24 protein-coding genes, 1 pseudogene and 1 other annotated feature are annotated in these 26,453 nt (G+C 50.3%); of the genes and pseudogenes, 8 read left to right on the top strand and 17 right to left on the bottom strand.

The window, feature by feature from the left end; translation table 11 throughout:
- Positions 1-80 precede the first annotated feature (80 nt).
- The 17 genes from pseI to G5S52_RS10095 all read right to left on the bottom strand — a co-directional run bounded on the left by pseI (position 81) and on the right by G5S52_RS10095 (position 16,936).
- Positions 81-1,133, bottom strand: coding sequence for a pseudaminic acid synthase (pseI, locus tag G5S52_RS10175; protein ID WP_165013267.1), 1,053 nt, complete (start codon positions 1,131-1,133; stop codon positions 81-83).
- Positions 1,130-2,716, bottom strand: a complete 1,587-nt coding sequence (gene pseG / locus G5S52_RS10170) for a UDP-2,4-diacetamido-2,4,6-trideoxy-beta-L-altropyranose hydrolase (protein ID WP_165013265.1) — start codon at positions 2,714-2,716, stop codon at positions 1,130-1,132. The genes pseI and pseG overlap by 4 nt, the downstream gene beginning before the upstream one ends.
- Positions 2,713-3,414, bottom strand: a complete 702-nt coding sequence (gene pseF / locus G5S52_RS10165) for a pseudaminic acid cytidylyltransferase (protein ID WP_165013263.1) — start codon at positions 3,412-3,414, stop codon at positions 2,713-2,715. The genes pseG and pseF overlap by 4 nt, the downstream gene beginning before the upstream one ends.
- Positions 3,415-3,421: 7 nt before the next feature.
- Entirely contained in the window at positions 3,422-4,570 is a 1,149-nt protein-coding gene (gene pseC / locus G5S52_RS10160; protein WP_165013261.1) for a UDP-4-amino-4,6-dideoxy-N-acetyl-beta-L-altrosamine transaminase, read from the bottom strand.
- On the bottom strand, positions 4,567-5,562 hold the full coding sequence (gene pseB, locus G5S52_RS10155; protein ID WP_165013251.1) for a UDP-N-acetylglucosamine 4,6-dehydratase (inverting): 996 nt from the start codon (positions 5,560-5,562) through the stop codon (positions 4,567-4,569). The genes pseC and pseB overlap by 4 nt, the downstream gene beginning before the upstream one ends.
- 152 nt (positions 5,563-5,714) lie before the next feature.
- Positions 5,715-6,347: a bifunctional phosphoribosyl-AMP cyclohydrolase/phosphoribosyl-ATP diphosphatase HisIE gene (gene hisIE, locus G5S52_RS10150; protein ID WP_165013239.1), complete on the bottom strand. Its 633-nt coding sequence runs from the start codon at positions 6,345-6,347 to the stop codon at positions 5,715-5,717.
- Positions 6,344-7,117, bottom strand: coding sequence for an imidazole glycerol phosphate synthase subunit HisF (hisF, locus tag G5S52_RS10145; protein ID WP_165013237.1), 774 nt, complete (start codon positions 7,115-7,117; stop codon positions 6,344-6,346). Before hisF ends, hisIE begins: the two co-directional genes overlap by 4 nt.
- Positions 7,099-7,836, bottom strand: a complete 738-nt coding sequence (gene hisA / locus G5S52_RS10140) for a 1-(5-phosphoribosyl)-5-[(5-phosphoribosylamino)methylideneamino]imidazole-4-carboxamide isomerase (protein WP_165013235.1) — start codon at positions 7,834-7,836, stop codon at positions 7,099-7,101. The genes hisF and hisA overlap by 19 nt, the downstream gene beginning before the upstream one ends.
- Before the next feature lie 6 nt (positions 7,837-7,842).
- Positions 7,843-8,445 (bottom strand): imidazole glycerol phosphate synthase subunit HisH, encoded by a 603-nt coding sequence (gene hisH, locus G5S52_RS10135; protein ID WP_062662602.1) that lies wholly within the window; start codon positions 8,443-8,445, stop codon positions 7,843-7,845.
- The gene (gene hisB, locus G5S52_RS10130; RefSeq protein WP_046305804.1) at positions 8,445-9,512 is read right to left on the bottom strand and encodes a bifunctional histidinol-phosphatase/imidazoleglycerol-phosphate dehydratase HisB; all 1,068 of its coding nucleotides are present in this window, start codon (positions 9,510-9,512) and stop codon (positions 8,445-8,447) included. The genes hisH and hisB overlap by 1 nt, the downstream gene beginning before the upstream one ends.
- A 24-nt stretch (positions 9,513-9,536) precedes the next feature.
- Positions 9,537-10,577, bottom strand: a complete 1,041-nt coding sequence (gene hisC, locus G5S52_RS10125) for a histidinol-phosphate transaminase (RefSeq protein ID WP_368737468.1) — start codon at positions 10,575-10,577, stop codon at positions 9,537-9,539.
- A gap of 19 nt (positions 10,578-10,596) precedes the next feature.
- Positions 10,597-11,892, bottom strand: coding sequence for a histidinol dehydrogenase (hisD, locus tag G5S52_RS10120; protein WP_165013231.1), 1,296 nt, complete (start codon positions 11,890-11,892; stop codon positions 10,597-10,599).
- 3 nt (positions 11,893-11,895) lie between these two features.
- Positions 11,896-12,792: an ATP phosphoribosyltransferase gene (gene hisG / locus G5S52_RS10115; RefSeq protein ID WP_002542155.1), complete on the bottom strand. Its 897-nt coding sequence runs from the start codon at positions 12,790-12,792 to the stop codon at positions 11,896-11,898.
- A gap of 77 nt (positions 12,793-12,869) precedes the next feature.
- Positions 12,870-13,009 (bottom strand) — a sequence feature (His leader region).
- Between the two features lie 226 nt (positions 13,010-13,235).
- Positions 13,236-14,489, bottom strand: coding sequence for a beta-propeller fold lactonase family protein (locus G5S52_RS10110; RefSeq protein ID WP_165013229.1), 1,254 nt, complete (start codon positions 14,487-14,489; stop codon positions 13,236-13,238).
- Positions 14,490-14,689: 200 nt separating this feature from the next.
- Positions 14,690-14,872, bottom strand: coding sequence for a hypothetical protein (locus G5S52_RS10105; protein ID WP_165013227.1), 183 nt, complete (start codon positions 14,870-14,872; stop codon positions 14,690-14,692).
- Positions 14,873-14,934: 62 nt separating this feature from the next.
- The gene (locus G5S52_RS10100) at positions 14,935-15,411 is read right to left on the bottom strand and encodes a YchJ family metal-binding protein (RefSeq protein ID WP_165013225.1); all 477 of its coding nucleotides are present in this window, start codon (positions 15,409-15,411) and stop codon (positions 14,935-14,937) included.
- Positions 15,412-15,526: 115 nt separating this feature from the next.
- A complete protein-coding gene (locus tag G5S52_RS10095; RefSeq protein ID WP_235956166.1) occupies positions 15,527-16,936 on the bottom strand; it encodes a glutamine synthetase family protein in 1,410 nt (469 codons plus the stop codon).
- A gap of 313 nt (positions 16,937-17,249) precedes the next feature.
- Here G5S52_RS10095 and G5S52_RS10090 point away from each other — a divergent pair, with 313 nt between their 5' ends.
- The 8 genes and pseudogenes from G5S52_RS10090 to G5S52_RS10055 all read left to right on the top strand — a co-directional run bounded on the left by G5S52_RS10090 (position 17,250) and on the right by G5S52_RS10055 (position 26,439).
- Entirely contained in the window at positions 17,250-18,029 is a 780-nt protein-coding gene (locus tag G5S52_RS10090) for a gamma-glutamyl-gamma-aminobutyrate hydrolase family protein (protein ID WP_062662585.1), read from the top strand.
- Positions 18,016-19,362, top strand: coding sequence for a glutamine synthetase family protein (locus G5S52_RS10085; protein WP_062662583.1), 1,347 nt, complete (start codon positions 18,016-18,018; stop codon positions 19,360-19,362). Before G5S52_RS10090 ends, G5S52_RS10085 begins: the two co-directional genes overlap by 14 nt.
- Positions 19,363-19,457: 95 nt before the next feature.
- The gene (locus tag G5S52_RS10080; protein ID WP_165013223.1) at positions 19,458-20,846 is read left to right on the top strand and encodes an aspartate aminotransferase family protein; all 1,389 of its coding nucleotides are present in this window, start codon (positions 19,458-19,460) and stop codon (positions 20,844-20,846) included.
- A gap of 155 nt (positions 20,847-21,001) precedes the next feature.
- Positions 21,002-22,102, top strand: a complete 1,101-nt coding sequence (locus G5S52_RS10075) for a polyamine ABC transporter substrate-binding protein (RefSeq protein WP_165013221.1) — start codon at positions 21,002-21,004, stop codon at positions 22,100-22,102.
- 73 nt (positions 22,103-22,175) lie between these two features.
- The gene (locus tag G5S52_RS10070; RefSeq protein WP_165013219.1) at positions 22,176-23,303 is read left to right on the top strand and encodes an ABC transporter ATP-binding protein; all 1,128 of its coding nucleotides are present in this window, start codon (positions 22,176-22,178) and stop codon (positions 23,301-23,303) included.
- Positions 23,304-23,395: 92 nt separating this feature from the next.
- Positions 23,396-24,253 (top strand): ABC transporter permease subunit, encoded by an 858-nt coding sequence (locus G5S52_RS10065; protein WP_002542170.1) that lies wholly within the window; start codon positions 23,396-23,398, stop codon positions 24,251-24,253.
- Positions 24,250-25,089: an ABC transporter permease subunit gene (locus tag G5S52_RS10060; RefSeq protein WP_002542171.1), complete on the top strand. Its 840-nt coding sequence runs from the start codon at positions 24,250-24,252 to the stop codon at positions 25,087-25,089. The genes G5S52_RS10065 and G5S52_RS10060 overlap by 4 nt, the downstream gene beginning before the upstream one ends.
- Positions 25,090-25,099: 10 nt before the next feature.
- Positions 25,100-26,439 (top strand): annotated as a pseudogene (locus tag G5S52_RS10055) (NAD(P)/FAD-dependent oxidoreductase).
- Positions 26,440-26,453 lie beyond the last annotated feature (14 nt).

Raw genomic sequence — 26,453 nt, 5'->3', positions numbered from 1 at the left:
GGTATGTCATGAAAGCTTCATATTAGAAGGGTGAGCTAAGCAACAGAGCCTCTGGGGCACTGTTGCTCATCTAGAGGTGGTTATTTGGAAATGAGTTCCCAATTAAGGGCCGTACCCGCGGGAATATCTGAGAGCGCGATTCGTCCCATGACAGCATCATAATGCTTGGGCGCTAAACCAAACCCCGGACGCACGCTTCTTACGTTGTCTGGATTGAGGGTTTCACCTTTCTTGATGTCTTGAGCAACATAGAGCGAACGGCGGAATTGCACATTGCCTTTCTCCGCCTCCTTAAGTTGATAACCTGCTTGTCCCAATGCTTGCCAAGCCGTTTCTGTGTCCCGACAGAGCGATGCCAATTCATCAGGCTCCAGAGAAAAGGTAGAGTCTGGGCCTGGGTCATTGCGGCTCAGAGTGACGTGTTTTTCAATCACGGACGCGCCGAGCGCAACAGCAGCAACAGACACTGTGGTACCCAATGTGTGGTCGGATAGACCACCTATCACACCGAACTTCTCCGCGAGATCGGGAATGGTACGCAGATGGCTTTGGGAAGCTGGGGCAGGGTAGGCGCTGATGCAATGAAGAAGCACCAATTGCCCACAACCATTGTCACGGGCAGTCGCTACCGCTTCGGCAATTTCATCACCGTTAGCCATGCCTGTGGATATGATCATCGGTTTTCCGGTTTGCGCCACATAACGGATCAGCGGTAAATCGACCGCTTCAAACGACGCTATCTTGTAAGCGGGCGCATTGAGATCTTCCAGCAAGTCTACCGCTGTAAAATCAAACGGCGTACTGAACAGTGTAATGCCAACGTCGCGTGCTTTATCAAATAGCGGCTTGTGCCATTCAAAGGGCGTGTGGGCTTCTTGGTAAAGGTCATAAAGAGTGCGACCATCCCAGAGTCCGCCTTTGATTTGGAATTCGTCAGAATCGCAATTCAGGGTGATAGTGTCAGCGGTGTAGCTCTGCATCTTAATCGCATCAGCGCCAGCGCGTTTGGCCATTTCAATGGTCTGGAAAGCACGTTCGATGGAACCGTTATGGTTCGCTGACATTTCAGCGATGATGTAAGGCTTGTGGTCTGGGCCAATTTTACGGCCATCGATGGTAATAAACGGGGTCATGATGCTGTGTTACCGTTCCAGTCTTCACGTGAAAGGAAGAAAGCAAAATAATCTTTGTCTTCCTCTGCTGTGATTAGGGTTTGAGTGTCCTTTTCCTTTGAAAAGCCAAGCTTGTGGTGAAGGTAAAGGACTTTTGGATTGCTGCAAAGCACCCGGCTGCGAATACCTTCAAGCCCCAACTTATCAAAGCCTAGATGCAATGCTTCCGATAACAGCGTAAAGCCAGTGCCTGAGGGCGCTTCAGGGGATTTATAAAACCCCCATTCTGCGGTGTTGGATTTCCTTTCAATCTCGGTGAAAGAGACCATGCCAACCGGCGTTCCCTCAGAGTGTGCAATAAAAAACTGTTTGGTGGCGTCAGTTGAAGCTTTGGCAAACCAACGCTCATGCTCCTCAGCACTGATTTCATGTTGGGTAAACATCATCTCGCGAACGCCAGGGTCATTTCGCCAACCCCGTACCATGGGTAAGTCTTCGCTCGTCATGGGGCGGAATGTCATCTGATTATTCGTCTCTGGCGGACACAATCTTTCCATGACTTCGACTACACGCTGCGCACCATTGCCATCGATATCTGATTTCTCCAAGCGATAAGGCAAAGTTTTCCAATGTTCCGCTAGCCATTTCAGCTCATTGGCGTAATCGTGCTCGGTGGTTTTATCGCTGACACCAAGGTAACGATACAGGCCGCTGGCACCAAGGTGTTCGGCCATTTGACGTTGGTTTTCTGCCACGGAAACAAGGGTTCCTGGCACACCGAGGCTGGCGCGTTCAATCGCGCTGACACCGGCACCGCCAAAAGCATATCGGCAGGCGGCAAGTTCAGCTTCGTAGTCGGGAAGGTTTTCAGAAAGCGTCACGAACTCCGGTAAAGGCAGTGACGCAATTTCGTCTTTCCTTGGGTTCGCCAGCCCGTGCACAACATGCAGCCGGAAAGGGAGTGAATCAAAGTGTCTGCTGGCGTTTAAAAGCTTGATGCATTCGCCACTTGGGTCTGTGCCACTGAAAAAAGCCAGTACTACATTCTTTATCGCTGGAGGCTGTTGGCGAAGCTCGGAAAAGCGCGGACGCAGCAGGCCAAACTTTGGTCCCAGAAGTTGAGTGCATTCCTTTGACACAACTGGATGATAGCGGTTTTCGAAATCCGGCCACGGGTTGTGGTCCAAGAGCACATCACACTTGTGTTCGCGGTTAGCCAGATCGTCGATGGTAAAGATTCTGGCACCCGATGTACGCATCAGGTCTTGCCACTCATGGTCGAGCGCATAATGATCCATGGCAATCCAGTCTGGCTGAAACCCTTTCAGTGCTGCCAAGCATTCCTTTGCATCAGCCTCCTGTGTCACGCCAAGCCAGTGTTTGTAATCACCGGCATCGGGTAAGAAGGTTTCCTGAATGGTTTTCAGGGAAATTACGTCGACACCTTGAGCTTTGCTGTAATCGATAAGGTTGCCCGTCAGAGGGCGGCTAAGAAGCACTACCTCATGGCCGCGCTCGATCAGCTTTTTTGCCAATACCAGACAGCGCATGATATGTCCGGTACCAATCTGGCTGGAGGCATCGACACGAATGGCAACCTTCATAGCTCTCCCCGTTGTTCAAGGATTTGATAGAGCATTTCAGCGCGGATCCAATCGTCGGGCTCATCGATATCCTGAACGCGGAAATGAGGGATCTGAACGGCTTTGGAGTGTGGCGCGAAAATCGGTTTGCCGGAAAGGAATGCGTCCGGCTTGCCCCAGTAAAACATCCCCGCATCGTGATATGCAGTTTCTAAATCCTGTGAGCGGGTAGAGAAATGCTCAGGCCAGAACATTTCCACATTGCCTTCGCCATTCATTCGGATACTCCGCTGAATGGGGAATGAAAAGCGTGTGGCGGCGAAAGTGTATTGAGTCTGTTCTTTTTCCAATAGCGCCAGACCCTCTTCCAGATCCTTCGCGCGGGTAAACGGCACGGTGGCATAAAGACAGCAGACCGAGCCCAATGCACGGCTATCGTTCTCCTGAAGCCATTCGATGGCATGTTTGATCACATCCAACGTTGTGGCGTGGTCATTGGCGATATCAGCAGGACGAAGGAAAGGCACTTCTGCGCCATGCTCTTTGGCGACACCGGCAATATCTTCGCTGTCTGTCGAGACAATGATGCGGTCAAACAGGCCAGACTTTTTGCCGACATCAATGGCATAGGCAATGATTGGCTTGCCAATGAAGGTTTTGAGGTTTTTTCCCGGAATACGTTTGCTGCCGCCACGGGCAGGAATAATACAGACTTTCATTTCGTCCTCAGCGCAGCGCGTCAGCCAGTGCCTGAATCACGATGTCCTGCTCTTCTTCCGTCATATCAAAGTAAAGAGGCAGGCTGAGCGCAGCTTGATAATAATTTTCTGCAGCAGGGAATTGTCCCCACTCAAATCCCAACTCGCGGTAATACGGTTGGGTGTGAACCGGAATGTAATGCACGTGTACACCGATGCCTTTCGCGCGAAGTTCATCAAACACGCGGCGGCGGTAATCAGGTTCCGCTAACTGGATGACATACAAATGCCATGCCGATTTACTGGCGGGAAGCAATGTTGGTGTGGTCAGCGGCAGTGCCGACAGCTTTTCAGTGTAGCGATCTGCGAGTACTTGTCGGCGCTCTACAAATGTATCCAGTCTCGCCAGCTGAGAAGTTCCCAGTGCGGCTTGCAGATCCGTCATGCGGTAGTTGAAACCCAGTGATTGCTGCTCGTAGTACCAAGCGCCTTGGTTGCTGTCGACTAAAGATTCTAAATCCCGCGTAACACCGTGGCTGCGAAGATTTTCCATCACTTTGGCGAGCGCTGGATTGTTGGTCAGCGCCATACCACCTTCTGCGGTGGTGATGATTTTTACCGGGTGAAAGCTGAAAACGGTGATATCGCTGTATTGGCAATTACCAACATACTGATCCTGATACTTGCCGCCGATGGCGTGAGAGGCGTCTTCGATGATGCGGAAACCATATTGCTCAGAAAGCTGGTGGATAGCTTCCATATCGCAGCTTTGGCCACACATATGTACGACGACCACAATATGCGGCAGGGTGTCCGTCAGCTTTGCGTGTTCCAGTTTGTCCGCCAAACGCTTTGGACAAAGGTTGTAGGTGGCTGGGTCGATATCGACAAAGTCGACATCTGCGCCACAATACAAACCGCAGTTTGCTGACGCCACAAAGGTGTTGGGAGACGTCCATAGACGCTGACCTTTGCCAAGCTCCAGTGCCAAGCAAGCGATATGCAGCGCGGAAGTTGCACTGTTCACGGCGATGGCGTGTTTAGCTCCGACTTTCTGGGCGACAGCGTTTTCGAACTGAGTAACGCGCGGCCCTTGAGTGATGAAGTCAGACGTTAAAGCGTCAACGACGGCATCGATATCGTCTTGGCTAATGTTTTGTTTTCCGTAAGGGATCATGCTTGTTGCTCAAATTCCAGGATCTGCTCGACGTTCAGAAAATCCGGGTTGCTGCCTGAATGGTATTCAAAACCAGCCGCAACAGGTTCGCCTTTTTCGCCGAGAGGATTCACCGAATAGTCGTAATCAGCCGCATAGAATTTGATCGTTGGGCGCATCACATAGTGGTCAGCAAATTCCAGCGTCAGATGAGAGTCATCACTTGGGCACATGATTTCATGCATTTTCTCGCCGGGACGAATACCAATCTCTTTCACCGGCAAACCATTACCGTAAGCGGTCGCTAAGTCCATCAAGCGGACAGATGGGATTTTCGGGACAAAGATTTCGCCGCCTTGCATGCGCTCGAAGTTCTTCAGAACAAAGTCGACGCCCTGCTGCAAGGTGATCCAAAAACGGGTCATCTCAGGGTGGGTAATTGGCAGCGAATCTGCACCTTCTTCAACCAGCTTTTTGAAAAACGGCACCACAGAACCACGGGAGCCCACCACATTACCGTAACGAACAACGGCAAAACGGGTTTGTCCGCCACCGGTCATGTTGTTCGCTGCTACGAAGAGTTTGTCTGAACAAAGTTTGGTAGCGCCGTAGAGGTTATTTGGGCTGGCGGCTTTGTCAGTGGAAAGGGCGATAACTTTTTCAACCTTGTTAGCGATGGCTGCACGGATGATATTTTCTGCACCATGGACGTTGGTCTTGATGCATTCCATAGGGTTGTATTCAGCAGCAGGCACCTGCTTGAGCGCGGCTGCATGAATGACGTAATCAACACCATTCATCGCTTCCATCATGCGGCCAGCGTCGCGTACATCGCCGATAAAGTAGCGCATGCAAGGGTCATTAAACTCTTGCTGCATTTCGAATTGCTTTAATTCATCGCGCGAGAGAATGATGAGTCGCTTAGGCTTGTAACGCGCAAGGATGGTCTTGGTGTATTTCTTTCCAAATGATCCGGTACCACCGGTGATCAAAATCGACTTGCCGTTAAACATTTCAATCCTTAAGCATTCGTCTCAGTATCTGATTGAAATTTTAACTGATAGCGCCAATTTCGGTGGGAGAAAATTGCCTACACCGTGATTGGATGACGAAAAAAAAGACAATCTCTTTCGAAATTGCCTTTTTCTGCGGTTTGCTTAGAAGCTTACTTGTGACGTTCCTTCAGCTTATTTGCTACGTCTTCGAGCGAGAAGCCTTGGTCTTGCAGCAGCACCAGCAAGTGGTACATCAGGTCTGCAGACTCGTTGATCAGTTCCTCCTTATCGCCCGACGTCGCTGCAAGCGCGACTTCGACGCCTTCTTCGCCCACTTTCTGCGAAATGCGCTTGGTGCCCTTGGCATACAAGGACGCCGTATAAGACGTTGAAGGATCGGATCCTCGACGGGAAGCCAACACCTGCTCCAATTGATGAAGAAACACCAGAGCAGGTTTGTTTGCGTCGTCTTCTCCCCAGCAGGTTTCGGTGCCAAGGTGACAGGTTGGGCCGATGGGGTCGGCTTGCACCAGCAGGGTGTCTTTATCGCAGTCCACAGCGATGTGCTTGAGACGCAGCACGTTACCAGAGGTTTCGCCTTTGGTCCAAAGACGCTCCTTGGTACGTGAGAAAAAGGTCACTTGCTCGGTATCGAGCGTTTTGGCCAGCGCGTCCTGATTCATGTAACCCATCATCAGAACCTGTCCGCTCTGTGAGTTTTGAACAATGGCAGGTACCAAGCCGTCGACTTTTTCCCAGTCGATGCTTTCAGCGAGCGCCGCGTTTGATTGTGTCTGGCTCATAAGCGGATCTCCACGTCTTGTTGTTTTAAGTATTGTTTCAGTTCACCAATGTTGATGATCTGCTTGTGGAATACAGACGCTGCCAACGCACCGTCAACATTCGCTTTTTTGTAAGCTTCGGCAAAGTGCACCATTTCACCAGCGCCGCCCGAAGCGATCAGTGGGACGTGGCACACTTCGCGAACCATGTTCAATTGCTCAAGGTCGTAGCCGTTGCGCACGCCATCCTGGTTCATCATGTTCAGCACGATTTCACCAGCACCACGTTTTTGGACTTCCTGCACCCAGTCGCGGGTTTCCCATTGGGTCGCTTTGGTGCGGGTTTCGTCACCTGTGAACTGATAAACCTGATACTTGCCTGTGTCTTTGTCATAGTAGGAATCGATACCGACCACGATACACTGCACGCCATATTTCTCCGCAAGTTCAGTGATGAGTTCTGGGTTAGCCAGTGCAGGGGAATTGATGGAGATTTTGTCTGCACCGAATTCCAGAATACGTTTGGCGTCCTCTGCGGTTTTTATGCCGCCAGCGACACAGAATGGAATGTCGATGACTTCTGCGACTCGGGCGACCCAGCTTTTGTCGACCACACGGCCATCACTGGAGGCCGTGATATCGTAAAACACCAGTTCGTCTGCGCCTTCTGCTGCGTAACGCGCGGCCAGCGGGACGATGTCGCCGATGATTTCGTGGTTACGGAACTGAACGCCTTTCACCACCTGACCATCGCGAACATCAAGACATGGGATTATCCTTCTTGCCAGCATGCGAATGACTCCTCTGCAGTGAACTTGCCGTCCAGCAATGCACGGCCAACGATAACGCCTGCGACACCTGTGCCTTTCAGCGCTTCGATGTCAGCCAGAGAACCGATACCGCCGGAAGACTGGAACTGAACCTGTGGGTACGCCGCACACAAGTCTTTATATAGATCGACGTTGGAACCTGCCAAGGTGCCGTCACGGGAGATATCAGTACACAGCACGTGCTTGAGACCAACGGTCAGAAAGTCATCCAGCAGCGCTTCGATGGTCACGCCAGAATCTTCCTGCCAACCGGAAACCGCGACCATGCGGTTGCCCTTGTCATCAATGTTGATGTCCAGCGCCAGCACGATTTGCTCTGCGCCATATTTTTCCATCCAGCCTTTAACCAGCTCAGGTTGCTTAACAGCAGTAGAGCCGATGACAACACGTTTTGCGCCGGCACGTAGCAGCTCTACCACGTCGCTTTCTTTGCGGACGCCACCGCCAATTTGGATGTTGGCTGGTGTGCTGGCAATCAGCTTTTCAATCAATGGCAGCTGACGGGCAGAAGTATCTTTTGCACCCGTAAGATCTACCAAGTGCAGCCAGTTTGCGCCTGCGTTGTGGTAAATCGCGAACTGTTCACTTGGGTCAACTTTGTATTCGGTAACTTGTCCGTAGTCACCCTGATAGAGACGGACGACCTGCCCATCGATTAAATCCAAAGCGGGAATAATCATCCTTAATTACATCTCCAAAAAGTTCTTAATCAGTTGCGCACCAGCTTTGCTTGAGCGCTCAGGGTGGAATTGCACACCGTAATAGTTGCCACTTTGCACCGCTGCGGTAAACGGCTTGCCGTAGTCGCACTGACCAATGGTGTAATCACCGACTGGCATGGCGTAGCTGTGAACAAAATAGAAGTAGCTGTTTTCTGGAATGTCTTTAAACAGCGGGTGATTGTTCACTGGGGTGACCGTGTTCCAACCCATGTGGGGAAGTGGCAACTCGCCGGTTTCCATCAAGCTGGTGTCGGCATCAACGTGGCCTAGGCAGTTCACCTGCTCTTTGCCTTCCTGTGAGGATTTACCCAGAAGCTGCATACCAAGGCAAATGCCGAGAAGAGGCTGTTTGACTTCGCGTACCAGCGAAATCAGGTCACGCTCTTCCAGGTTTTTCATCGCCTCGGACGCGGTGCCTACACCCGGCAGAAAGAGTTTGTCTGCTGCCAGCACAACGTCTGGGTCGCGGCTGATCGTGACATCGTAACCGAGGCGCTCAATCGCAAAACGCACAGAGCTGACGTTTGCGCAGCCCGTGTCGATGATGACAATCTTTGCATCGCTCATTACAGCACCCCTTTGCTGCTTGGCAGCTCGTTACCTTCTACGCGAATCGCCTGACGCAATGTGCGGCCATAGGCTTTAAACAGGCTCTCCACGATGTGGTGTGTATTGTCGCCGTCTGATGACAGGTGTAGGGTACACGCCATGGTGTCAGTCAGTGAGCGGAAGAAGTGCTCGACCATTTCAGTTGAAAGATCGCCAACCTTGTCCTGAGAGAACGTTGCTTCGAACTTGAGGTAAGGGCGGCCAGACAAATCCAGAGCACATTGCGCCAGACACTCATCCATTGGCAGACTGAAACCGAAACGGCCAATACCGCGTTTGTCACCCAGCGCTTCTTTCAACGCCTGACCCAGCGCCAGCGCCGTGTCTTCTACCGTGTGGTGATCGTCGATGTGCAGGTCGCCATCAACCGCCACTTCCATACGGAAGCCACCGTGGGTCGCGATTTGATCCAGCATGTGGTCGAAGAAACCAAGGCCAGTGCTGATTTTATTACCGCCAGTTTCATCGAGGTTTACCGTGATTCGGATGTCCGTTTCTTTGGTGGTACGAACAACCGTTGCCACGCGAGGGTTGGTGGTCAAATCCTTCAGGATTTGCTGCCAGCCCATGGTTTCCGGGTTGTATTGAATACCGCGGATTGCCATGTTTTCAGCAAGCTGCAGGTCGGTCTGACGGTCGCCAATCACGGCAGAGGTTTTGAAATCCACTCGGCCTTGCTGGAGGTAGTCTTTAACCAATCCAAGCTTTGGCTTGCGGCAGCTACAATCTTCGTGGTCGAAGTGTGGGCAAATCAAAACGTCAGCAAATTTCACGCCTTGAGATTCGAAAATCTCCATCATCATGTTGTGTGGAGCGTCGAAATCTTCCTGTGGGTAGCTGTCAGTACCCAGACCATCCTGGTTGGTCACCATCACCAGCTTATAGCCAGCGTCTTGCAGCGCCAGCAGGGCAGGGATCACGAATGGCTCAAGCTTGAGTTTGTCGAGGCGGTCGACCTGAAAATCTACAGGTGGCTCAACAATCAGCGTGCCATCACGGTCGATAAAGAGGATTTTTTCTTTCACTACAAATTCCTTTTGTTGCGCTCTTTATGCCAGTTGCTGGCGGATAAAGGTCAGGGTCTTTTCACACTCTTCGCGGTTGCCCACGCTGATTCGGATGCATCCTTTAATTGGCGAACGGCGCAAGATAATGCCGTTGTCCCAAAGGGCTGAGAACAGAAGGTCAGCGTCTGGGAATTTCACCAGCAGGTAGTTGCCGTAGCCATCAAACACTTCCACATCCGGTAGCATCGCAAGGCCTGCTTGCAGATAGGCACGGTTGGCATTCAAGTCCAGCACCTGATACTTCATGCGGGCAAGACCTGCTTCGCTTAAGGCCTGTACAGCGATTTCAGTGACCGGCACTGGCACTGGGTAGGGCGCAATCACTTTGGTCATCAATTGAATGATCTGCTGATTCGCCAGCGTGAAGCCACAACGCAAGCCCGCTAATGCGAAGGCTTTTGACAGAGTACGGAGAATCGCAAGGTTCGGGTAGCGTACCAGCAGGTCCACAGTTGAGGCTTCTGGACAGAAGTCGATGTAGGCTTCGTCCATGACCACCAGCGCGCGGCCAGCCGTCATTTCCAACAGCGCTTCAATGTCGTCACGGTTAATCAGGTTACCGGTCGGGTTGTTTGGGCTACACACAAACACCAGTTTGACACTATCAAGGTTCTTTTCGATTTCAGGCAGGTTTAATTGCCATTCATCGGTCAGTGGCACTGTCTTGCGGGCAACGCCGGTTGTTTCTGCGCTGATTGCATACATACCGTAAGTCGGTGGGCAGAACAGAATGCTGTCTTCACCGGTTTCACAGAAAGTACGGATCAGCAGTTCGATGCTTTCATCTGCGCCACGAGAGGTCAGGACCTGCTCTGGGCGAACACCTGCGTAGTCTGCGTAAGCACGGATCAGTTCTTCAGGCTGACAGGTGCTGTAGCGGTTCAGGCCAGCACCGTTGATGGTGTATTCGTTGTTAAATGGTGATTCGTTAGCATTCAGCCAAACATCACCAGAGCCGCCCAATCGGCGGGCGGACATGTAAGGGGTCAGTGCCTGAACGTCCTTACGGGCTAATTTTTCAATGTCCATTGCTTCCCCTTTATTATTTTTTGTTATTGAGTTTTTCAACACGAAGGGTCACGGCGTTTCTGTGCGCATCCAGACCTTCAGCATTGGCCATCGCAACGACAGTAGGTGCCAAGGCTTGCAAGCCATCAGATGACAACTCTTGCACTGTCATGCGCTTGCTGAAATCAGCAAGGCCAAGGCTCGAGTAGGTGCGCGTATAGCCGTAAGTTGGCAGCACGTGGTTGGTGCCAGATGCGTAATCGCCAACAGATTCCGGTGACCATGCCCCCAGGAAAATCGAGCCTGCGTTATCCAGCAGTGGCAGCAATTCACGTGGGTTCTTGGTTTGGACAATCAAGTGCTCAGGGCCGTAGTTGTTTGAAATCGCGACACACTGGGTCAGGCTGTCTGCAATGATGATGATGCTAGAACCCAGTGCCTGGCTAGCGATCTCAGCGCGGCTCAATACCTTGAGCTGGGCTTTGACGGCATCAGCCACTTTCTCTGCCAGCACAGGCGATGGAGTGACAAGCACAACCTGAGAATCTGGGCCATGTTCAGCCTGACTCAGCAAATCTGCAGCAACGAAATCTGCATCGGCATCTTCATCTGCAATCACCAACACTTCAGAAGGGCCAGCCGGCATATCAATCGCGGCACCTTGGTGATCATTGCTGACCTGACGCTTAGCTTCGGTCACGAAGGCGTTACCCGGGCCAAAAATCTTATCAACCTTGCTCACTGTTTCTGTGCCGTAAGCCATGGCTGCAACGGCTTGTGCGCCACCGAGGTTGTAAACTTCATCGATGCCACAAAGCTTGGCAACGTAAAGAATTTCATCAGCGATTGGTGGTGGAGAACAAAGCACCACTTTACGACAACCGGCAATTTGTGAAGGCACACCCAGCATCAATACGGTTGATGGCAGCGGCGCGCTGCCACCGGGAATGTAAAGACCAACGCGGTTGATCGGGCGGGTTACCAGCTCACACACTACACCCGGCATAGTTTCTACCGTCAGTGGCTCTGCTTTTTGCGCTTTGTGGAAGCAGGCGATGTTGTCGTAAGCCTGTTTGAGTGCTGTTTTGATTTCCTCACCCAGACGAGCTTCCGCCGCATCGATTTCGTTTTGTGAAACCTGAATATTCTCAGGCACCACTTTGTCGAATTTCTCTGTCAGCGCTTTCAGCGCAGCATCACCGCCAGTACGGACTTGTTTGATCACGCCTTCAACGGCTTCAGTGATTGATGCACTTTCAGAGATAGCAGGGCGCTCAAGCGCTTTCGCCTGCTGTGTATCACTGAGGGATTTCCAAACCACTGTTTTCATGGCTTACTCCATCATCTTCTCGATTGGCAGCACCAGAATGGAGCTCGCACCCAAGGCCTTCAGTTTTTCCATGGTTTCCCAGAACAGGTTCTCGGTACTAACCAAGTGAACAGCAACACGTTGTTTGTCATGTGCAAGAGGCAGGATGGTTGGGTCTTCAGCGCCTGGCAGCAATTCAACCACTTGCTCCAAGGTTTCGCTTGGCGCGTGAAGCATGATGTATTTTGATTCTTTTGCTTGGATCACGCCTTTGATGCGGGTCAGCAGGCGTTCAATCAGTGCAGTTTTGTCTGCATCGAACTCACCCATACGCTGAATAAGTACCGCTTTAGAGCGGAAAATAACTTCTGCTTCTTTCAGGCCGTTTGCTTCAAGCGTTGCACCTGTAGAAACCAAATCACAGATAGCATCCGCAAGACCGGCGCGCGGCGCGACTTCAACAGAGCCGTTCAACATACAGGTGCTGAATTTAACGTCTTGTTTGTCGAGGTAATCTTTGAGGATATTTGGATAAGTCGTGGCAATACGTTTGCCAGCTAAATCCTGTGGACCGTTATAAGTTTTGTCTTTATCGATAGCCACAGACAGGCGGCAGCCGCCAAAGTCGAGACGACGAAGCTTCACATACTCGTTTGGCTCGCCCAGTGCAACGCGCTCTAAACGCACTTCTTCGAGTTCGTTTTCGCCGATAACACCCAAATCAACCACACCATCCATGATGAGGCCTGGGATATCATCGTCACGTACCAGCAACAAATCGATTGGCATATTCTCGGCGTGAACGATCAGACGGTCGCCGGAAAAGTTAATTTTTACACCGCAGCGCTTGAGCAGTTCGTGACACTCTTTCGCAAGGCGGCCTTTTTTCTGAATGGCAATTCTTAGACGTTCTGTTTGCATGATCTATTCCCTGTATCTTTTTCGCTATGACGACTTCCCGTTTCCTTAAAGTGTCATCGCAATTTTTTGAATCCTAAAAGTAAAAACCCCCGGAAGGTTCGCTTCCGGGGGTCTGAATCTTGTGTTCGCTTTGATGACCGGTGGAAGAACCTTACTCCTTGTCTTCCAGTCGAAACCACATCTCCCGAAAGACTAGTCAGGATGATGATGGTGATGAATGGTCATGAGCGATTTTTGCATATTTTTCTTCTCTAAGTGCTGTAACGATTTAACGTTTGCTTGGCATCAACACTAACAAAATCGATAAAGATTGCAACACATTATTTCGATTAAAAACGACTTAAAAACAACCTTAGCTGTGCTTATTGGAGGGAATGCTTGAAATTGATGGAAATTGAAATGAAAACGCCCAGCTGATTTGCCGGGCGTTTAGTGGGAAACCCCTAATCAAGCGCGAGCATGCCGTAGGTGCCAAGTTCTGGCATTCCGCCAACTTGTTGGTTCAGTGTCAGGTCGCCATTGGACTTGATGTCGAAAACCAAAATCGCGCCTTGGTTACCGACTAATTGATAGAGGTGTTTACCATCGTGGCTCACTGTCATATCACTGTAAAATGCAGTCTCTGAACTGTCTTTATACGCAACGTCATTTTTTAACGTGACATCGCCTTTTTTGCTGACCGAAAACGAACTGATTGAGCTAGAAAGTGCATTCGCAGCCCACAGCGTATTGCCGTCTGGAGAGAGGGCTACCCAACAGTTGGCAATTTCATCGCCTTCTACATTGCTTCCGGTGAGCACGTCCTGTGATACGGCCGCAATCTGGCCTTTTTTATCTACGGTGTAAGTTGAGAGTGAGCCCGTTTGCCAGCTATAAAGCGGGCTTTGTACCACTTCGCCATTACCCTCTCGGAGCTTGAAATCTGGTGTCAGGAAGCGTGCTTCCGACATCAGGATGACATCTTTATTGTTGTCACCACGCACATCAAACCCAACTGGAATGGCCTGAAAGCGGGATGCCTCAGCACGTGGACTGTCGATGCTGGAAATTGGGGACTCAGTCAGGTTGTCGTTTTCAATACCGAAAACCTTCACTTTTCCTGTGACCAGCTCATTGACGTAAACAAACTCACCATTGGTTGAGAAACTGATCGTGGAGGGGCGCGCTTTTAGATCGCGTCGGCTGTCAGCCACCATCATCAGCTTCCCACCTTTGATTTGGTAAAGCGCAATGGAACCTGAGCCATTGTTGTCACCCACGCTCGCTGCAACGACTAAATCACCGGAAATGTCGACAGAGATAGGGAACAGATCAGATGCTTTCGCCGTGTTCACCAATGCGAGCTTTCCACCTTTTTGCCTTTCAGACAGCGCGATGGTGGCGTCACCGGGATTGACCGAGACAATGAGGTCGCCGTCTGCAGAAGCGCGAATGGCATTGGCTGAGATAAGCGGGTCATCGCCATTAGCTAACGGGTGGTCTGGATTTTTCTCAAGAGCAGGGATTTCCAAATCGCCTGTTCCTGTGCCGCCGGAAGAATACTCAGCAACCATTGCAAAGGTTCCTTTGTCATCTTTGAAATGGGCGATCGTGTTACCGTCAGCTTTATTGGTAACGACATAGATATCGGTTGCAGCTGAAAGTGTTGCATAGGTGGAGATAAATAGTGTCGCGATAAGAGATAACTTCTGTTTCATATAAAACATCCTATTTAGAGATGAACCAGCCGAAACTTCATCCTAGGAGGTATTTTTATAAGTTAAATCTGATTTACCGTATTTGATTCGCATTGAGCGGGTTGTGAGTCGCCCAAACCGATTGCAGTGCATTGGAAGTGACAGGCAGGAAGCCGAGCGGGGAGAAAAGCCGACAGTGACAGGGTATTTAGGTTAATGCTTCAAACGTAAATGTCGAGCAAGCCGTCATTTTTCTTTTTGTTTTCTTCTGTGGTCTTTTCTTGTTCGTCGTCATGACGGTCTTCTTCCTCAGCGCGTTTTTCTTGCTGTTTGGTTTTGTCCTGTTTGACGACGTTACCGACTTTTGGCGGTGAATAGTCAGAGATGTTGGGGAACCAGGTCATGTTACTGCTCCTTGATTGTTCCCCTTTTATATCGGCTCAGTGCTTGAAAGCTTGATGGTTTTTTAACCGCAGCACTTCTTGTGTTTTTTTCCGCTACCACATGGGCAGGGATCATTACGCCCAACTTTCTCAGCCTTCGGGTATTCACCGTCGATGTAATACCAAAGTGTTTCGCCACCTTTTTCTTCGGTGACGAAGCGAGATTTCTCGTGCAGGCAATATTGTTTATCAGCGTCTTTGTAATGGGCTTTGAATTCAACGAAGCCTTGTTTGCCACATTGATCAACTGAGCTTGATAGCACTTCCAACATCAACCACTCACTGTTGATAGAGTCCGCAATCGCATCGCGATGTTGCTCCGCGCCGCAAGATGGGTGGTAAGTTTTCACCACATAATCAACCAGACCTTTCACATGAGCCGAGTAGCGAGAACGCATCAGCTTTTCTGGGTGATCTGCATTGGCGTGGTTTTGATGAATTGGCTCACAGCATTCGCTGTAAGGTTTTTGGCTGCCACAAGGGCAAAGCGCTGTCGTCATAGCTAGAAACCGCGTTGAATAAATAACGGCGGTATTGTCCAAGTGAGCGTGAAGTGAGTCAAGGTGAAGTGCCGACCCAGACCGTGATAAAAACGGTCTGGGGAAAGGCGAGGAATCAGAAGGCGTGCAAGTACCAATCGTATTCGAGCGCAGTAACGTGCTGCTCAAACTCTTCAAGTTCTTTTTCTTTGCAGGTGACGAACACATCTACAAAGTCCGTACCGAGGAACTGTCGCATTGCATCAGAGGAAGAAAGTTCACGCAATGCATCCCGAAGGTTGGTTGGCAGTGGCTCGTTATCCAAGTCGTAAGCATTACCAACCACAGGCTCTGAAGGTTCAATTTTGTTGTCGATGCCATACATGATGGATGCCAGCAAAGCTGCCATCATCAGGTAAGGGTTGGCATCTGTACCTGCTACGCGGTGTTCGATGCGCGTCGCAGCGGGTACATCCCCCGGAATACGAAGGGCAGTGGTGCGATTTTCGATACCCCAAGTTGCGGCATTCGGCACGTAAAAATCTGGTGCAAAACGTCGATAAGAGTTGATGTTTGGACACATGATTGCCAAGTACTGTGGCATCAGCGTTAGCATCCCTCCCAGCGCGTAACGAAGCATATCTGTCATCTCACCTTCAGCTTCTGGCTCGAAAACGTTGTTGCCATCGTCATCCAGAAGACTGATATGAAGGTGCATGCCATTACCTGCTTGATCGGCGTAGGGTTTGGCCATAAAGGTGGTATCGAGGTCATGGTCATGGGCGACTTGCTTAATGACACGCTTGAGCAGGATGGAATGATCACAGGCGGCAAGCGCATCATCCGTGTGCTTGAGGTTAATTTCAAACTGGCCAGGTGCAGACTCCGCAACAATGGTATCTGCGGGCAAGCCTTGTTCGCGGGCGGCTTCGATGATTTGGGTAAGAAGCTCTGCGTACTCATCCAGTTCATCGAGCGAATAAACCTGGGTGTTTTCAGGTCGTTTGCCCGTGATCGGTGAAACAGGAGGAAGAGGAGCGTTACCGGGTGCTTTGCTGTCAATCAGGTAGAACTCAAGCTCATACGCCGAAACGGGTGTCAGTCCACGTGCTTTAAATTGCCGAACGATGCGACGTAAGATCATCCGCGGATCGGCGAAAAGTGGCGTTTCCTTGTCTTCATACATTTCCAGCATCAACTGGGCGATGGGCCTTTTTTGCCAAGGTTGGCGGCTAAGTGAGCCTGCTACCGGGTAACAAATTGCATCAGACTCACCGATTTCAAGCCCTAATCCAGTTTCTTCAACAGGAGTGCCTTTGATATTCATGCCGTAAATGGAAATTGGCAGAGCAATCCCCTGCTCGTAGGCTTTCTGTAGTTTGTCCTTTTCTACACGCTTGCCACGCACGATGCCGTTCATGTCGAGTAAGAGCAAATCAACAAACTCTATATCCGGATTCTGCTCAAGGAATTCAATAGCCTCGTTCGCATCCGGTAACTGTGCATCTTCAGGTGTAAACATTTTCCTGTCTGTTTGATATCGCATGAAACACCTACCTGAGTGTAAATTATATCAATCACCTCGTTGTGTAGTTCTGAGTGAATAGTAAAGGATTGATTATGTCAACAGCGCTCCACTTCACAAAACCTCAGTTTTTACAGCAAATCAATACGATAAGCCTCGTAAGAACATAAGGTTATCGATGTTAAGAAAATGATGAATAAATAGATAGAAATTGTTGTGTGCGTCACTTGCGTAATTTATTTTTAACGTGTAGCGTGAAAAAAAACGAACGCATAGCATACTGATAGTAAGCAGTGATTTGCTTTGAGACTCGGCCGGAAATGCAGAGGAATATATGGAGTATTCAACTATCCCAATGATTGGCGTGACAGGGTGTACCTCTCAGCTGGGTCTGCATCCTTTCCATATTGTTGGCGATAAGTACGTCAGAAGCGTCTCCGACGCCATGGGCGCATGCCCAATGGTCATTCCTGCATTAGGCCAAGACTTACCGATGAAGCGCATGCTGACATCACTGGACGGCATTTTGTTTACTGGCTCTCCATCAAACATTGAACCACACCATTATCAGGGAGCAGCGAGCGAAGAAGGCACTGAGCACGACCCTGCGCGTGACGCGACTACTCTGCCACTGCTCGCTCTTGCCATTGAATTGGGTGTGCCTGTACTTGCTATATGCCGTGGTTTTCAGGAACTCAACGTTGTGATGGGGGGCTCCCTGCATCAAAAACTTCATGAGGTGGGCGGATATATCGAACACCGCGAAGACAAAACGGCTTCCGTTGATATCCAATACGGTATTTCTCACACCATTAACATCGAACCTGGGGGGCTTCTCTACGAGGCTTGGGGTCGCACTTCTGCTGACGTGAACTCTGTCCATACCCAGGGCATCGACAGACTAGGCAAAGGACTGCGACCAGAAGCATACGCCCCGGACGGACTGATAGAGGCTGTCTCTGTCATCGATGCAAAAAATTTCGCCTTAGGTGTTCAGTGGCATCCTGAGTGGAAGGTCACGAAAAATCCTTTTTATTCAGCTATCTTCGATATGTTTGGGGAAGCCTGCCGAATAAGGGCGAATCAGCGTGAGAAAGAATATGGACAAGCTTAAGAAGTGGTTGAAAGAAAACGAGATTACGGAAGTTGAGTGCGTTGTCAGCGACTTGTCAGGCATCGCGCGAGGGAAGATTGCGCCAGTCGATAAGTTCATTAATGAAGGTGAAATGCGCCTTCCAGAGAGTGTTTTGTTGCAAACTGTGACGGGTGACTATGTAGATGATGATATCTACTACGCACTGCTTGATGAAGCAGATATCGATTTTATCTGTAAGCCTGACGAAGACGCCGTCTACCTCCTCCCATGGACTGTCGAGAAAACCGCGCAGATCATTCACGACACCTTCGACAAGATGGGTAACCCCATTGAGCTGACACCACGCAATGTATTGAAAAAAGTGCTGAAGCTCTACGAAGAGAAAAACTGGAAGCCCGTTGTCGCACCGGAAATGGAGTTTTATCTGACTGCTCGGTGTGAAGATCCTGACTTACCGCTTGAGCCGCCGATTGGCCGTTCTGGTCGCATGGAAACTGGGCGTCAGTCCTTTTCTATTGATGCTGCCAACGAATTCGATCCGCTGTTTGAAGACATGTACGAATGGTGTGAAACGCAAGGGCTCGCCATTGATACCTTGATCCACGAAGAAGGCGTCGCTCAGATGGAAATCAACTTCCGTCATGGCGATCCTTTGGTGCTGGCAGATCAGGTGTTCCTGTTCAAGCGCACGCTACGTGAAGCCGCGCTCAAGCATCAGGTGGTGGCGACCTTTATGTCTAAGCCCATTACTGATGAGCCGGGAAGTGCGATGCATCTTCACCAAAGCATCGTTGACGCTAAAACAGGTAAGAACGTCTTTACCAATGAAGATGGCACTAGTTCTTCTTTGTTTTACGGACATATCGCTGGCCTTCAGCAGTTCATTCCTGAAATGCTGCCAATGTTTGCCCCGAACGTGAATTCATTTCGCCGATTCCTGCCAGATACCTCAGCACCTGTAAATGTGGAATGGGGTGAAGAAAACCGTACCTGTGGTCTTCGTGTGCCGAGCTGTTCACCACAGGCGCGCCGAGTAGAAAACCGACTGCCAGGCGCAGATGCCAATAGTTATCTTGCTATCGCCGCGAGTCTTTTGTGCGGCTATATCGGTATGGTTCGCGATCTGAAACCGACGCCGCCAGCACAGGGCCGCGGTTATGAAATCCGAAGTCCGATACTGCCTTACACACTCGAAGCAGCACTGGAGATGATGGAAAACTGCGATGAGGTAGCGGAGTACCTTGGTGAGTCCTTCGCCCGTGGATACATCGCCGTGAAACGTAAAGAGCAAGAAAACTTCAAACGCGTGATCAGTTCCTGGGAGCGGGAGTTCCTGTTATTGACTGTTTAATGTGAAGCCAATCTGATTCGTTTACTCATTGTTTTACAAGGGAGACAACCAAAAAGGTTGCCAGTATTTCAAACTTCAAGGATGTGGAGGTCAGAATGACACACGTCGTACATCACCCAGATACCCAAACGCTGCAGGCTTTGGACAACGCCCATTATCTTCACCCATTCAGCGACCATAAAACGCTGAGGGAAAAGGGAGCGCGCATGATTGTTCGCGCGCAGGGTGTATATATTTGGGACAGTGACGGCAACCGCATCCTTGATGGTATGGCTGGACTATGGTGCACCAACATTGGTTATGGCGAGAAACGTCTTGCTGACGCAGCCCACAAGCAAATGCTGGAACTGCCTTATTACAACAGTTTCTTCCAGTGCGCCCATCCGCCCGTGGTCGAGTTGGCAAAAGAGATTGCTGAGCTCGCACCGGATCATATGAATCAAGTGTTCTTTACCGGCTCAGGCTCTGAATCCAACGACACGGTTCTGCGTATGGTTCGCCACTATTGGACACTGAAAGGTCAGCCTGAAAAGTTCACTATCATTGGTCGTCACAACGGTTACCACGGCTCCACGGTTGCAGGGGCAAGCCTGGGTGGCATGAAAGCCATGCACAAACAGGGTGGCCTTCCCATTCCTGGCATTCACCACATTCCCCAGCCTTATTGGTTTGGAGAAGGTGGAGATTTGACGCCGGAAGAGTTTGGTGTGAAAGCCGCACAGGAACTGGAAAAAGCGATTCTGGAAATTGGCGAAGACAAGGTCGCGGCCTTTATCGCTGAACCTGTTCAAGGGGCGGGCGGCGTTGTCATTCCACCGTCGACGTATTGGCCGGAAATCAATCGTATTCTGGCGAAGTACGACATCCTGATGATTGCGGATGAGGTTATATGTGGTTTTGGCCGTACCGGTGAATGGTTCGGCAGCCAGACGTTCGATATCAAACCGGACTTTATGCCAATAGCGAAGGGCATGACTTCCGGTTACATCCCTATGGGTGGCGTTATTGTCAGCGACCGCGTTGCAAACGCTTTTGAAGAAAAAGGCGGTGATTTTAACCATGGCTATACCTATTCCGGTCATCCGGTAGCAGCAGCGGTTGCTTTGGAAAATCTCAAAGTGATGAAAGAGAAAAATTTGGTTCAGTATGTAAAGGAAGATATTGGGCCTTACCTGCAATCCCAATGGCAAACGCTGGCTGAGCACCCCTTGGTGGGTGAAGCGCGAGGGGTAGGGTTGGTAGCGGCGATTGAGCTGGTGCAAGACAAAGCAACCCGAAAACGCTTCGATGAGGAAGTTGGTATTGGCGAAGTATGCCGTGATATCAGCGTAGAAAATGGTCTTGTGATGCGTGCCTGTGGCGACACCATGATTATCAGTCCGCCGTTAGTAATCACCCACGCAGAAGTGGACGAACTGATCCACAAAGCCAAACTGGCATTGGATTTAACGCTGCAGGAACTCAAGGATAAGGGTGTGCTTTAGCCCAACAAGTATTGAATTCTGTCGGCAGCAAAGGTCAATAGATTCTGGTGCCGGCAAACCATCAAAACTAGAGCTAAAGAGCAAAAGTTCGGCTCTGGTTTGGACATTGGAATGTAGTAACGCGCTCGATGGGATTCGAGCCAAAAGGAGAAAACATGAAGATGGTAATCCGCAACAAAATTTCTGCCGTTGTGTTGGCAGGATTGATGGTTTCAACCGGGCTACAGGCTGAAGAAATCCTTCGAATTTACAATTGGAGTGACTATATCGCGGAAGACACGATAGAAAACTTCGAGAAAGAGACTGGCATCAAGGTCACCTATGATGTTTACGACAGCAATGACGTGCTGGAAGCCAAGCTGCTGTCGGGTAACTCAGGTTATGATTTAGTTGTCCCTTCGAATAACTTCCTCGCCAAACAAATCAAAGCGGGTGCTTTCCAGCCCCTGGATAAGAGTCTTTTGACCAACAGTGGTAACCTGGACCCGAAACTGATGAAGCGCTTGGAAATGGCTGACCCGGGTAACCAATATGCGATTCCCTACATGTGGGGCACGAATGGCATTGGCTACAACGTCGATAAAGTAAAAGAACGTTTGGGCGACGACATCCCAGAAAACAAGCTGGATCTGCTGCTAGACCCTAAATATGCCGCAAAGCTTAAAGATTGCGGCATTGCAGTCGTAGATTCTGCCGATGAGGTGATGCCTCAGGTACTGCAATACATCGGCAAAGATCCTAATTCCACCAAGAAAGGCGATTACAAGGAAGCAGGTGAAGCGCTGGCGAAAATCCGCCCTTACGTGACCTACTTCCATTCTTCACGCTACATTACCGATTTAGCGAACGGCGATATTTGTCTGGCTTACGGCTTCTCCGGTGACATCTTCCAGGCGGCTTATCGTGCGGAAGAAGCGGGCAATGGTCAGGTGATTGACTACTCGATTCCAAGCAAAGGCGCACAGCTTTGGTTCGACATGATGGCGATACCGGCAGATGCGAAAAATGCCAAAAACGCCCATGCCTTTATGAACTACATCATGCGTCCAGAAGTGATCGCGCCAATCACAGATTACGTAGCCTACGCGAACCCAAATCCGGCCTCTAACAAGCTGGTTGACCCGGAAGTTCTGAACAACCCTTCTATTTATCCGCCCCAGGAAGTGATGGACAAGCTCTTTGTCTCAGAAGTGCTTCCGCTGAAAATCAGTCGCACGTCCAACCGCACCTGGACACGCATGAAAACGGGCCAGTAATGGCTTGCAAGGGAGCTGAGGATTCAGCTCCCTGTTTTTGTGTGTTTCGGGTAGTCGCAGGGAGGATGAAACAGTGACCAGTAACCCAAATGGAAATGGCAACGGCGCGATTAAGCCGGAGTTGTTGAAAATTGATCGTGTCAGCAAGCTGTTCGGGGATGTCCGTGCGGTGGATGATGTTTCCTTGACGATCGAGAAAGGCGAGATTTTCTCCTTGCTTGGAGGCTCTGGCTCTGGGAAATCGACCTTACTTCGCATGTTGGCAGGTTTTGAAACCCCATCGAGCGGACGCATCTATCTCGATGGGGAAGACATCACCGATATGGCACCCTATGACAGGCCCATCAACATGATGTTCCAGTCCTACGCTTTGTTTCCGCATATGACGGTTGAACAGAATATTGCGTTTGGCCTCAAGCAGGACAAGCTCAAGAAAGCCGAAATTCAGGATCGGGTTAAAGAGATGCTGAAACTGGTGCACATGGAGCAATACGCCAAGCGTAAGCCGCACCAATTGTCAGGTGGTCAGCGTCAGCGTGTAGCGCTGGCTCGATCTTTGGCGAAACGCCCGAAACTCTTACTGCTTGATGAGCCAATGGGCGCATTGGATAAGAAGCTCCGTAACCAGATGCAGCTGGAAGTGGTAGATATACTTGAGCGTGTTGGCGTGACCTGTGTGATGGTGACACACGATCAGGAAGAAGCCATGACCATGGCAGGGCGCATTGCCATCATGCATGAAGGCTGGATTGCCCAAACTGGCACACCTACAGATATTTACGAGTCACCAAACAGCTGCATGATTGCCGAATTCATTGGTTCGGTGAACCTGTTTGAAGGCGAGATCGTGGTGGATGAAACCGATCACTGTGTCATTTCGTCCAGCGACACAGCGCAACAAATCTACGTGGGTCACGGTGTGGCAACCAATGTGGAAGACAGAAAAGTCTGGCTGGCAGTTCGCCCTGAAAAAGCTTTTATTAGCCGAGAGCAACCGGACGGTGAATACAACTGGTCTAAAGGCACCGTTCATGACATTGCTTATCTTGGCGGCACATCCATGTACTACGTGAAGTTACCAAGCAACAAAGTGGTGATGTGCAGCATGGCTAATGTTTCACGCCATCAAGACCGTCCAACCTGGGACGACGAAGTCTTCATCAGTTGGGAGGCCACCGGTGGTGTGGTATTGCGCGTATGACGACCTTGACGAATTCCCAGACCAAATCGCCAGCACCAAGCAAAGCGCCGCACAAAAATAAGATGCTGTTTCCCAAGGGACGGCACATCACCATGGGTATTCCATACCTTTGGCTGCTGCTCTTTTTTGCTGTGCCATTTCTTATCGTATTTAAAATCAGTTTTTCGATGGCTGCGTTGGCCATTCCTCCCTATGAAGCCATCGTTGCTTATGTTGATGAAGTCATCGAAATCACCCTGAATCTCGAGAACTATTTGCGGATTCTGGATGACGATCTCTATTACCTTGCCTATCTGAGCTCGGTAAAAATCGCCTTTGTATCAACGCTAGGCTGTTTGCTTTTGGGTTACCCCATGGCGTATGCGATTGCCCGCGCGCCAGCGAGAATGCAAACGGTGCTTTTGCTGCTGATCATGTTGCCATCATGGACCTCATTTTTGATCCGTGTGTATGCCTGGATGGGTCTACTCAGTAACACAGGGATCATCAACAATACCCTGATGTGGCTGGGCGTGATATCCGATCCGATTCAGATCTTGAACACCAACACCGCAGTGTATATCGGCATTGTGTATACCTACCTGCCATTTATGGTGCTTCCGCTATACGCCAATCTGGTGAAGCTGGATGGCAGCTTGTTGGAAGCCGCGGCAGACCTGGGTTCACGCAACTTCAACACCTTCTGGAAAGTGACCTTACCGCTGTCGAAAGGCGGCATTATCGCAGGCTCTATGCTGGTGTTCATTCCCGTGGTGGGTGAAGTAGTGATCCCTGAACTTCTGGGCGGCCCTGAAACCCTGATGATAGGTAAAGTGTTGTGGCAAGAGTTCTTCAATAACCGTGACTGGCCCGTTGCCTCAGCATTGGCGATTGTGATGCTGCTTTTGCTTATCATCCCAATCACGCTATTCCACCATTATCAGTCCAAGGACATGGAGGCTGACCGATGAAACGCTGGCAATTTTCGACGGTCATGCTTTGGGTAGGTTTGGTTTTCCTTTACCTGCCCATGCTGATCCTGGTGATTTACTCTTTTAATGCTTCTAAGCTGGTCACCGTCTGGGGTGGGTTCTCACCCAAATGGTATGCCGAGCTTTTCAAAGACGAGCAAATCCTGCAGGCGGTTTGGACCAGCCTCCGGATTGCGTTCTATAGCTCTACCATGGCGGTGATTATCGGTACGCTGGCAGCCTTTGTGATGACGCGGTTTCGACGTTCATGGGGACGGTTAACACTCTCCAATATGATCACCGCACCGCTTGTTATGCCAGATGTCATTATCGGTTTGTCCTTGCTGCTTCTGTTTGTGCAGATGGGTGAGCTGTTTGGCTGGCCAGCAGAGCGCGGTATGACCACGGTGTGGATTGCGCACTCTACTTTCTGTGCTGCATATGTCGCAGTGGTGGTCTCTTCAAGACTCAGGGAACTGGATTTCTCGATTGAAGAGGCAGGTATGGATTTAGGTGCGACACCGTTTAAAGTCTTCTTCGTTATCACGGTACCCATGATTGCCCCTGCGCTGGTGGCGGGATGGCTTCTGAGCTTCAGTCTTTCCCTTGATGATCTGGTTATCGCGAGCTTCGTCTCTGGGCCAGGCTCTACCACGTTGCCTATGGTGGTCTTTTCTTCTGTCAGGCTTGGGGTTTCACCGAAAATCAATGCACTTGCCACCATCATCATTTTGGTTGTGTCGTTGTTTGCGTTTTTGTCCTGGTACGTGGCACGTCGCGCAGAGCAAAAATCGCTTGAAGACATGAAGCGCCTTAACCAAGAGCTTCAGGAATAGGATTGTCATCATGGAACAAGTCAGTTCGATTCAGAACCAACAAAATCAGTCTCAACACACCAGACAGGAAGCCAGTCAGGCACATGCGCCTTCGTATTACGCCGCTTCTGCCAACACTTCAGCGCTGCGCGAAGTGCTGAATGAAGATATCACTACAGATATCTGCATTGTTGGTGCCGGTTATACGGGGCTTTCATCCGCACTGCATTTACTTGAAGCCGGTTTCAAGGTTGTGGTGCTGGAAGCCGCCAAAGTTGGCTGGGGGGCATCAGGCCGCAACGGTGGCCAGATAGTTAATAGCTTCAGTCGCGATATTGATGTGATTGAGAAAACCGTCGGTAAAGAAAAGATTGGTCTGTTTGGCGAGATGGCCTTTGAAGGCGGGAAAATCATTCGTGAGCGCGTAGAGAAATATAACATCCAGTGCGATCTAAAGGACGGCGGCGTGTTTGCCGCACTCAATGCCAAGCAGATGCATGAACTGGAAAGCCAAAAAGCGCTGTGGGAAAAGTACGGCAACACCCAACTGGAAATGCTCAGCGAAAGCGATATCCGTTCGGTTGTCGATACGGAGCGATATGTTGGTGGCCTGCTGGATAAATCAGGCGGTCACATTCACCCCTTGAACCTTGCCTTGGGTGAAGCAGCCGCGGTGGAAAGCTTGGGTGGAAAAATCTACGAGCACTCGCCAGTTGTGAACATTGACCGTGGTGAGCCGGCGAAGGTGGTGACGGAGCAAGGCTCTGTTACCGCTTCTTTCGTCATCGTAGCAGGCAATGCTTACCTCGGTAACCTGATGCCAGAGCTTCGCGCGAAATCAATGCCCTGTGGAACACAGGTGATTGCCACTGAACCATTGACCGATCAGCAGGCGCAAAGTTTACTGCCGCAGGATTACTGCGTGGAGGACTGTAACTATCTTCTTGATTACTTCCGGCTGTCTGGTGACAAACGGCTGATATATGGAGGTGGTGTGGTTTATGGTGCGCGTGACCCAGCAGACATAGATGCGATTATCCGACCCAAAATGCTAAAGACTTTTCCGCAGCTTAGCGGTGTGAACATTGATTACCGTTGGACGGGTAATTTCCTAATGACTTTGTCCCGTTTGCCGCAAGTAGGGCGTATTGGCAGCAATATTTATTACTCACAGGGCTGCAGTGGTCATGGTGTCACTTACACCCACTTAGCGGGAAGGTTGATGTCAGAAGTGCTGAAGGGGCAGGCAGAGCGATTTGATGCGTTTGCTGATTTGCCGCACTTGCCTTTCCCCGGTGGACATCTTCTCAGCGTACCATTTCGGCACTGGGAGCCTGGTATTACACAGTTCGGGACAAATTTGGCATCTAGAAAGAAAACGCCCG

Source organism: Grimontia sedimenti (genome assembly GCF_011045095.1).
Classification (GTDB): Bacteria; Pseudomonadota; Gammaproteobacteria; order Enterobacterales; family Vibrionaceae; genus Enterovibrio; species Enterovibrio sedimenti.
The sequence above is the reverse complement of the archived record's forward strand: the minus strand, read 5'-3'. Positions and strand labels throughout refer to the sequence as shown.

What these genes read in the sequence shown, in the direction of transcription:
- pseI (WP_165013267.1), bottom strand. Translation starts at nt 1,133, where the DNA reads ATGACCCCGTTTATTACCATCGATGGCCGTAAAATTGGCCCAGACCAC.
- pseG (WP_165013265.1), bottom strand. Translation starts at nt 2,716, where the DNA reads ATGAAGGTTGCCATTCGTGTCGATGCCTCCAGCCAGATTGGTACCGGA.
- pseF (WP_165013263.1), bottom strand. Translation starts at nt 3,414, where the DNA reads ATGAAAGTCTGTATTATTCCTGCCCGTGGCGGCAGCAAACGTATTCCG.
- pseC (WP_165013261.1), bottom strand. Translation starts at nt 4,570, where the DNA reads ATGATCCCTTACGGAAAACAAAACATTAGCCAAGACGATATCGATGCC.
- pseB (WP_165013251.1), bottom strand. Translation starts at nt 5,562, where the DNA reads ATGTTTAACGGCAAGTCGATTTTGATCACCGGTGGTACCGGATCATTT.
- hisIE (WP_165013239.1), bottom strand. Translation starts at nt 6,347, where the DNA reads ATGAGCCAGACACAATCAAACGCGGCGCTCGCTGAAAGCATCGACTGG.
- hisF (WP_165013237.1), bottom strand. Translation starts at nt 7,117, where the DNA reads ATGCTGGCAAGAAGGATAATCCCATGTCTTGATGTTCGCGATGGTCAG.
- hisA (WP_165013235.1), bottom strand. Translation starts at nt 7,836, where the DNA reads ATGATTATTCCCGCTTTGGATTTAATCGATGGGCAGGTCGTCCGTCTC.
- hisH (WP_062662602.1), bottom strand. Translation starts at nt 8,445, where the DNA reads ATGAGCGATGCAAAGATTGTCATCATCGACACGGGCTGCGCAAACGTC.
- hisD (WP_165013231.1), bottom strand. Translation starts at nt 11,892, where the DNA reads ATGAAAACAGTGGTTTGGAAATCCCTCAGTGATACACAGCAGGCGAAA.
- hisG (WP_002542155.1), bottom strand. Translation starts at nt 12,792, where the DNA reads ATGCAAACAGAACGTCTAAGAATTGCCATTCAGAAAAAAGGCCGCCTT.
- G5S52_RS10110 (WP_165013229.1), bottom strand. Translation starts at nt 14,489, where the DNA reads ATGAAACAGAAGTTATCTCTTATCGCGACACTATTTATCTCCACCTAT.
- G5S52_RS10105 (WP_165013227.1), bottom strand. Translation starts at nt 14,872, where the DNA reads ATGACCTGGTTCCCCAACATCTCTGACTATTCACCGCCAAAAGTCGGT.
- G5S52_RS10100 (WP_165013225.1), bottom strand. Translation starts at nt 15,411, where the DNA reads ATGACGACAGCGCTTTGCCCTTGTGGCAGCCAAAAACCTTACAGCGAA.
- G5S52_RS10095 (WP_235956166.1), bottom strand. Translation starts at nt 16,936, where the DNA reads ATGCGATATCAAACAGACAGGAAAATGTTTACACCTGAAGATGCACAG.
- G5S52_RS10090 (WP_062662585.1), top strand. Translation starts at nt 17,250, where the DNA reads ATGGAGTATTCAACTATCCCAATGATTGGCGTGACAGGGTGTACCTCT.
- G5S52_RS10085 (WP_062662583.1), top strand. Translation starts at nt 18,016, where the DNA reads ATGGACAAGCTTAAGAAGTGGTTGAAAGAAAACGAGATTACGGAAGTT.
- G5S52_RS10080 (WP_165013223.1), top strand. Translation starts at nt 19,458, where the DNA reads ATGACACACGTCGTACATCACCCAGATACCCAAACGCTGCAGGCTTTG.
- G5S52_RS10075 (WP_165013221.1), top strand. Translation starts at nt 21,002, where the DNA reads ATGAAGATGGTAATCCGCAACAAAATTTCTGCCGTTGTGTTGGCAGGA.
- G5S52_RS10065 (WP_002542170.1), top strand. Translation starts at nt 23,396, where the DNA reads ATGGGTATTCCATACCTTTGGCTGCTGCTCTTTTTTGCTGTGCCATTT.
- G5S52_RS10060 (WP_002542171.1), top strand. Translation starts at nt 24,250, where the DNA reads ATGAAACGCTGGCAATTTTCGACGGTCATGCTTTGGGTAGGTTTGGTT.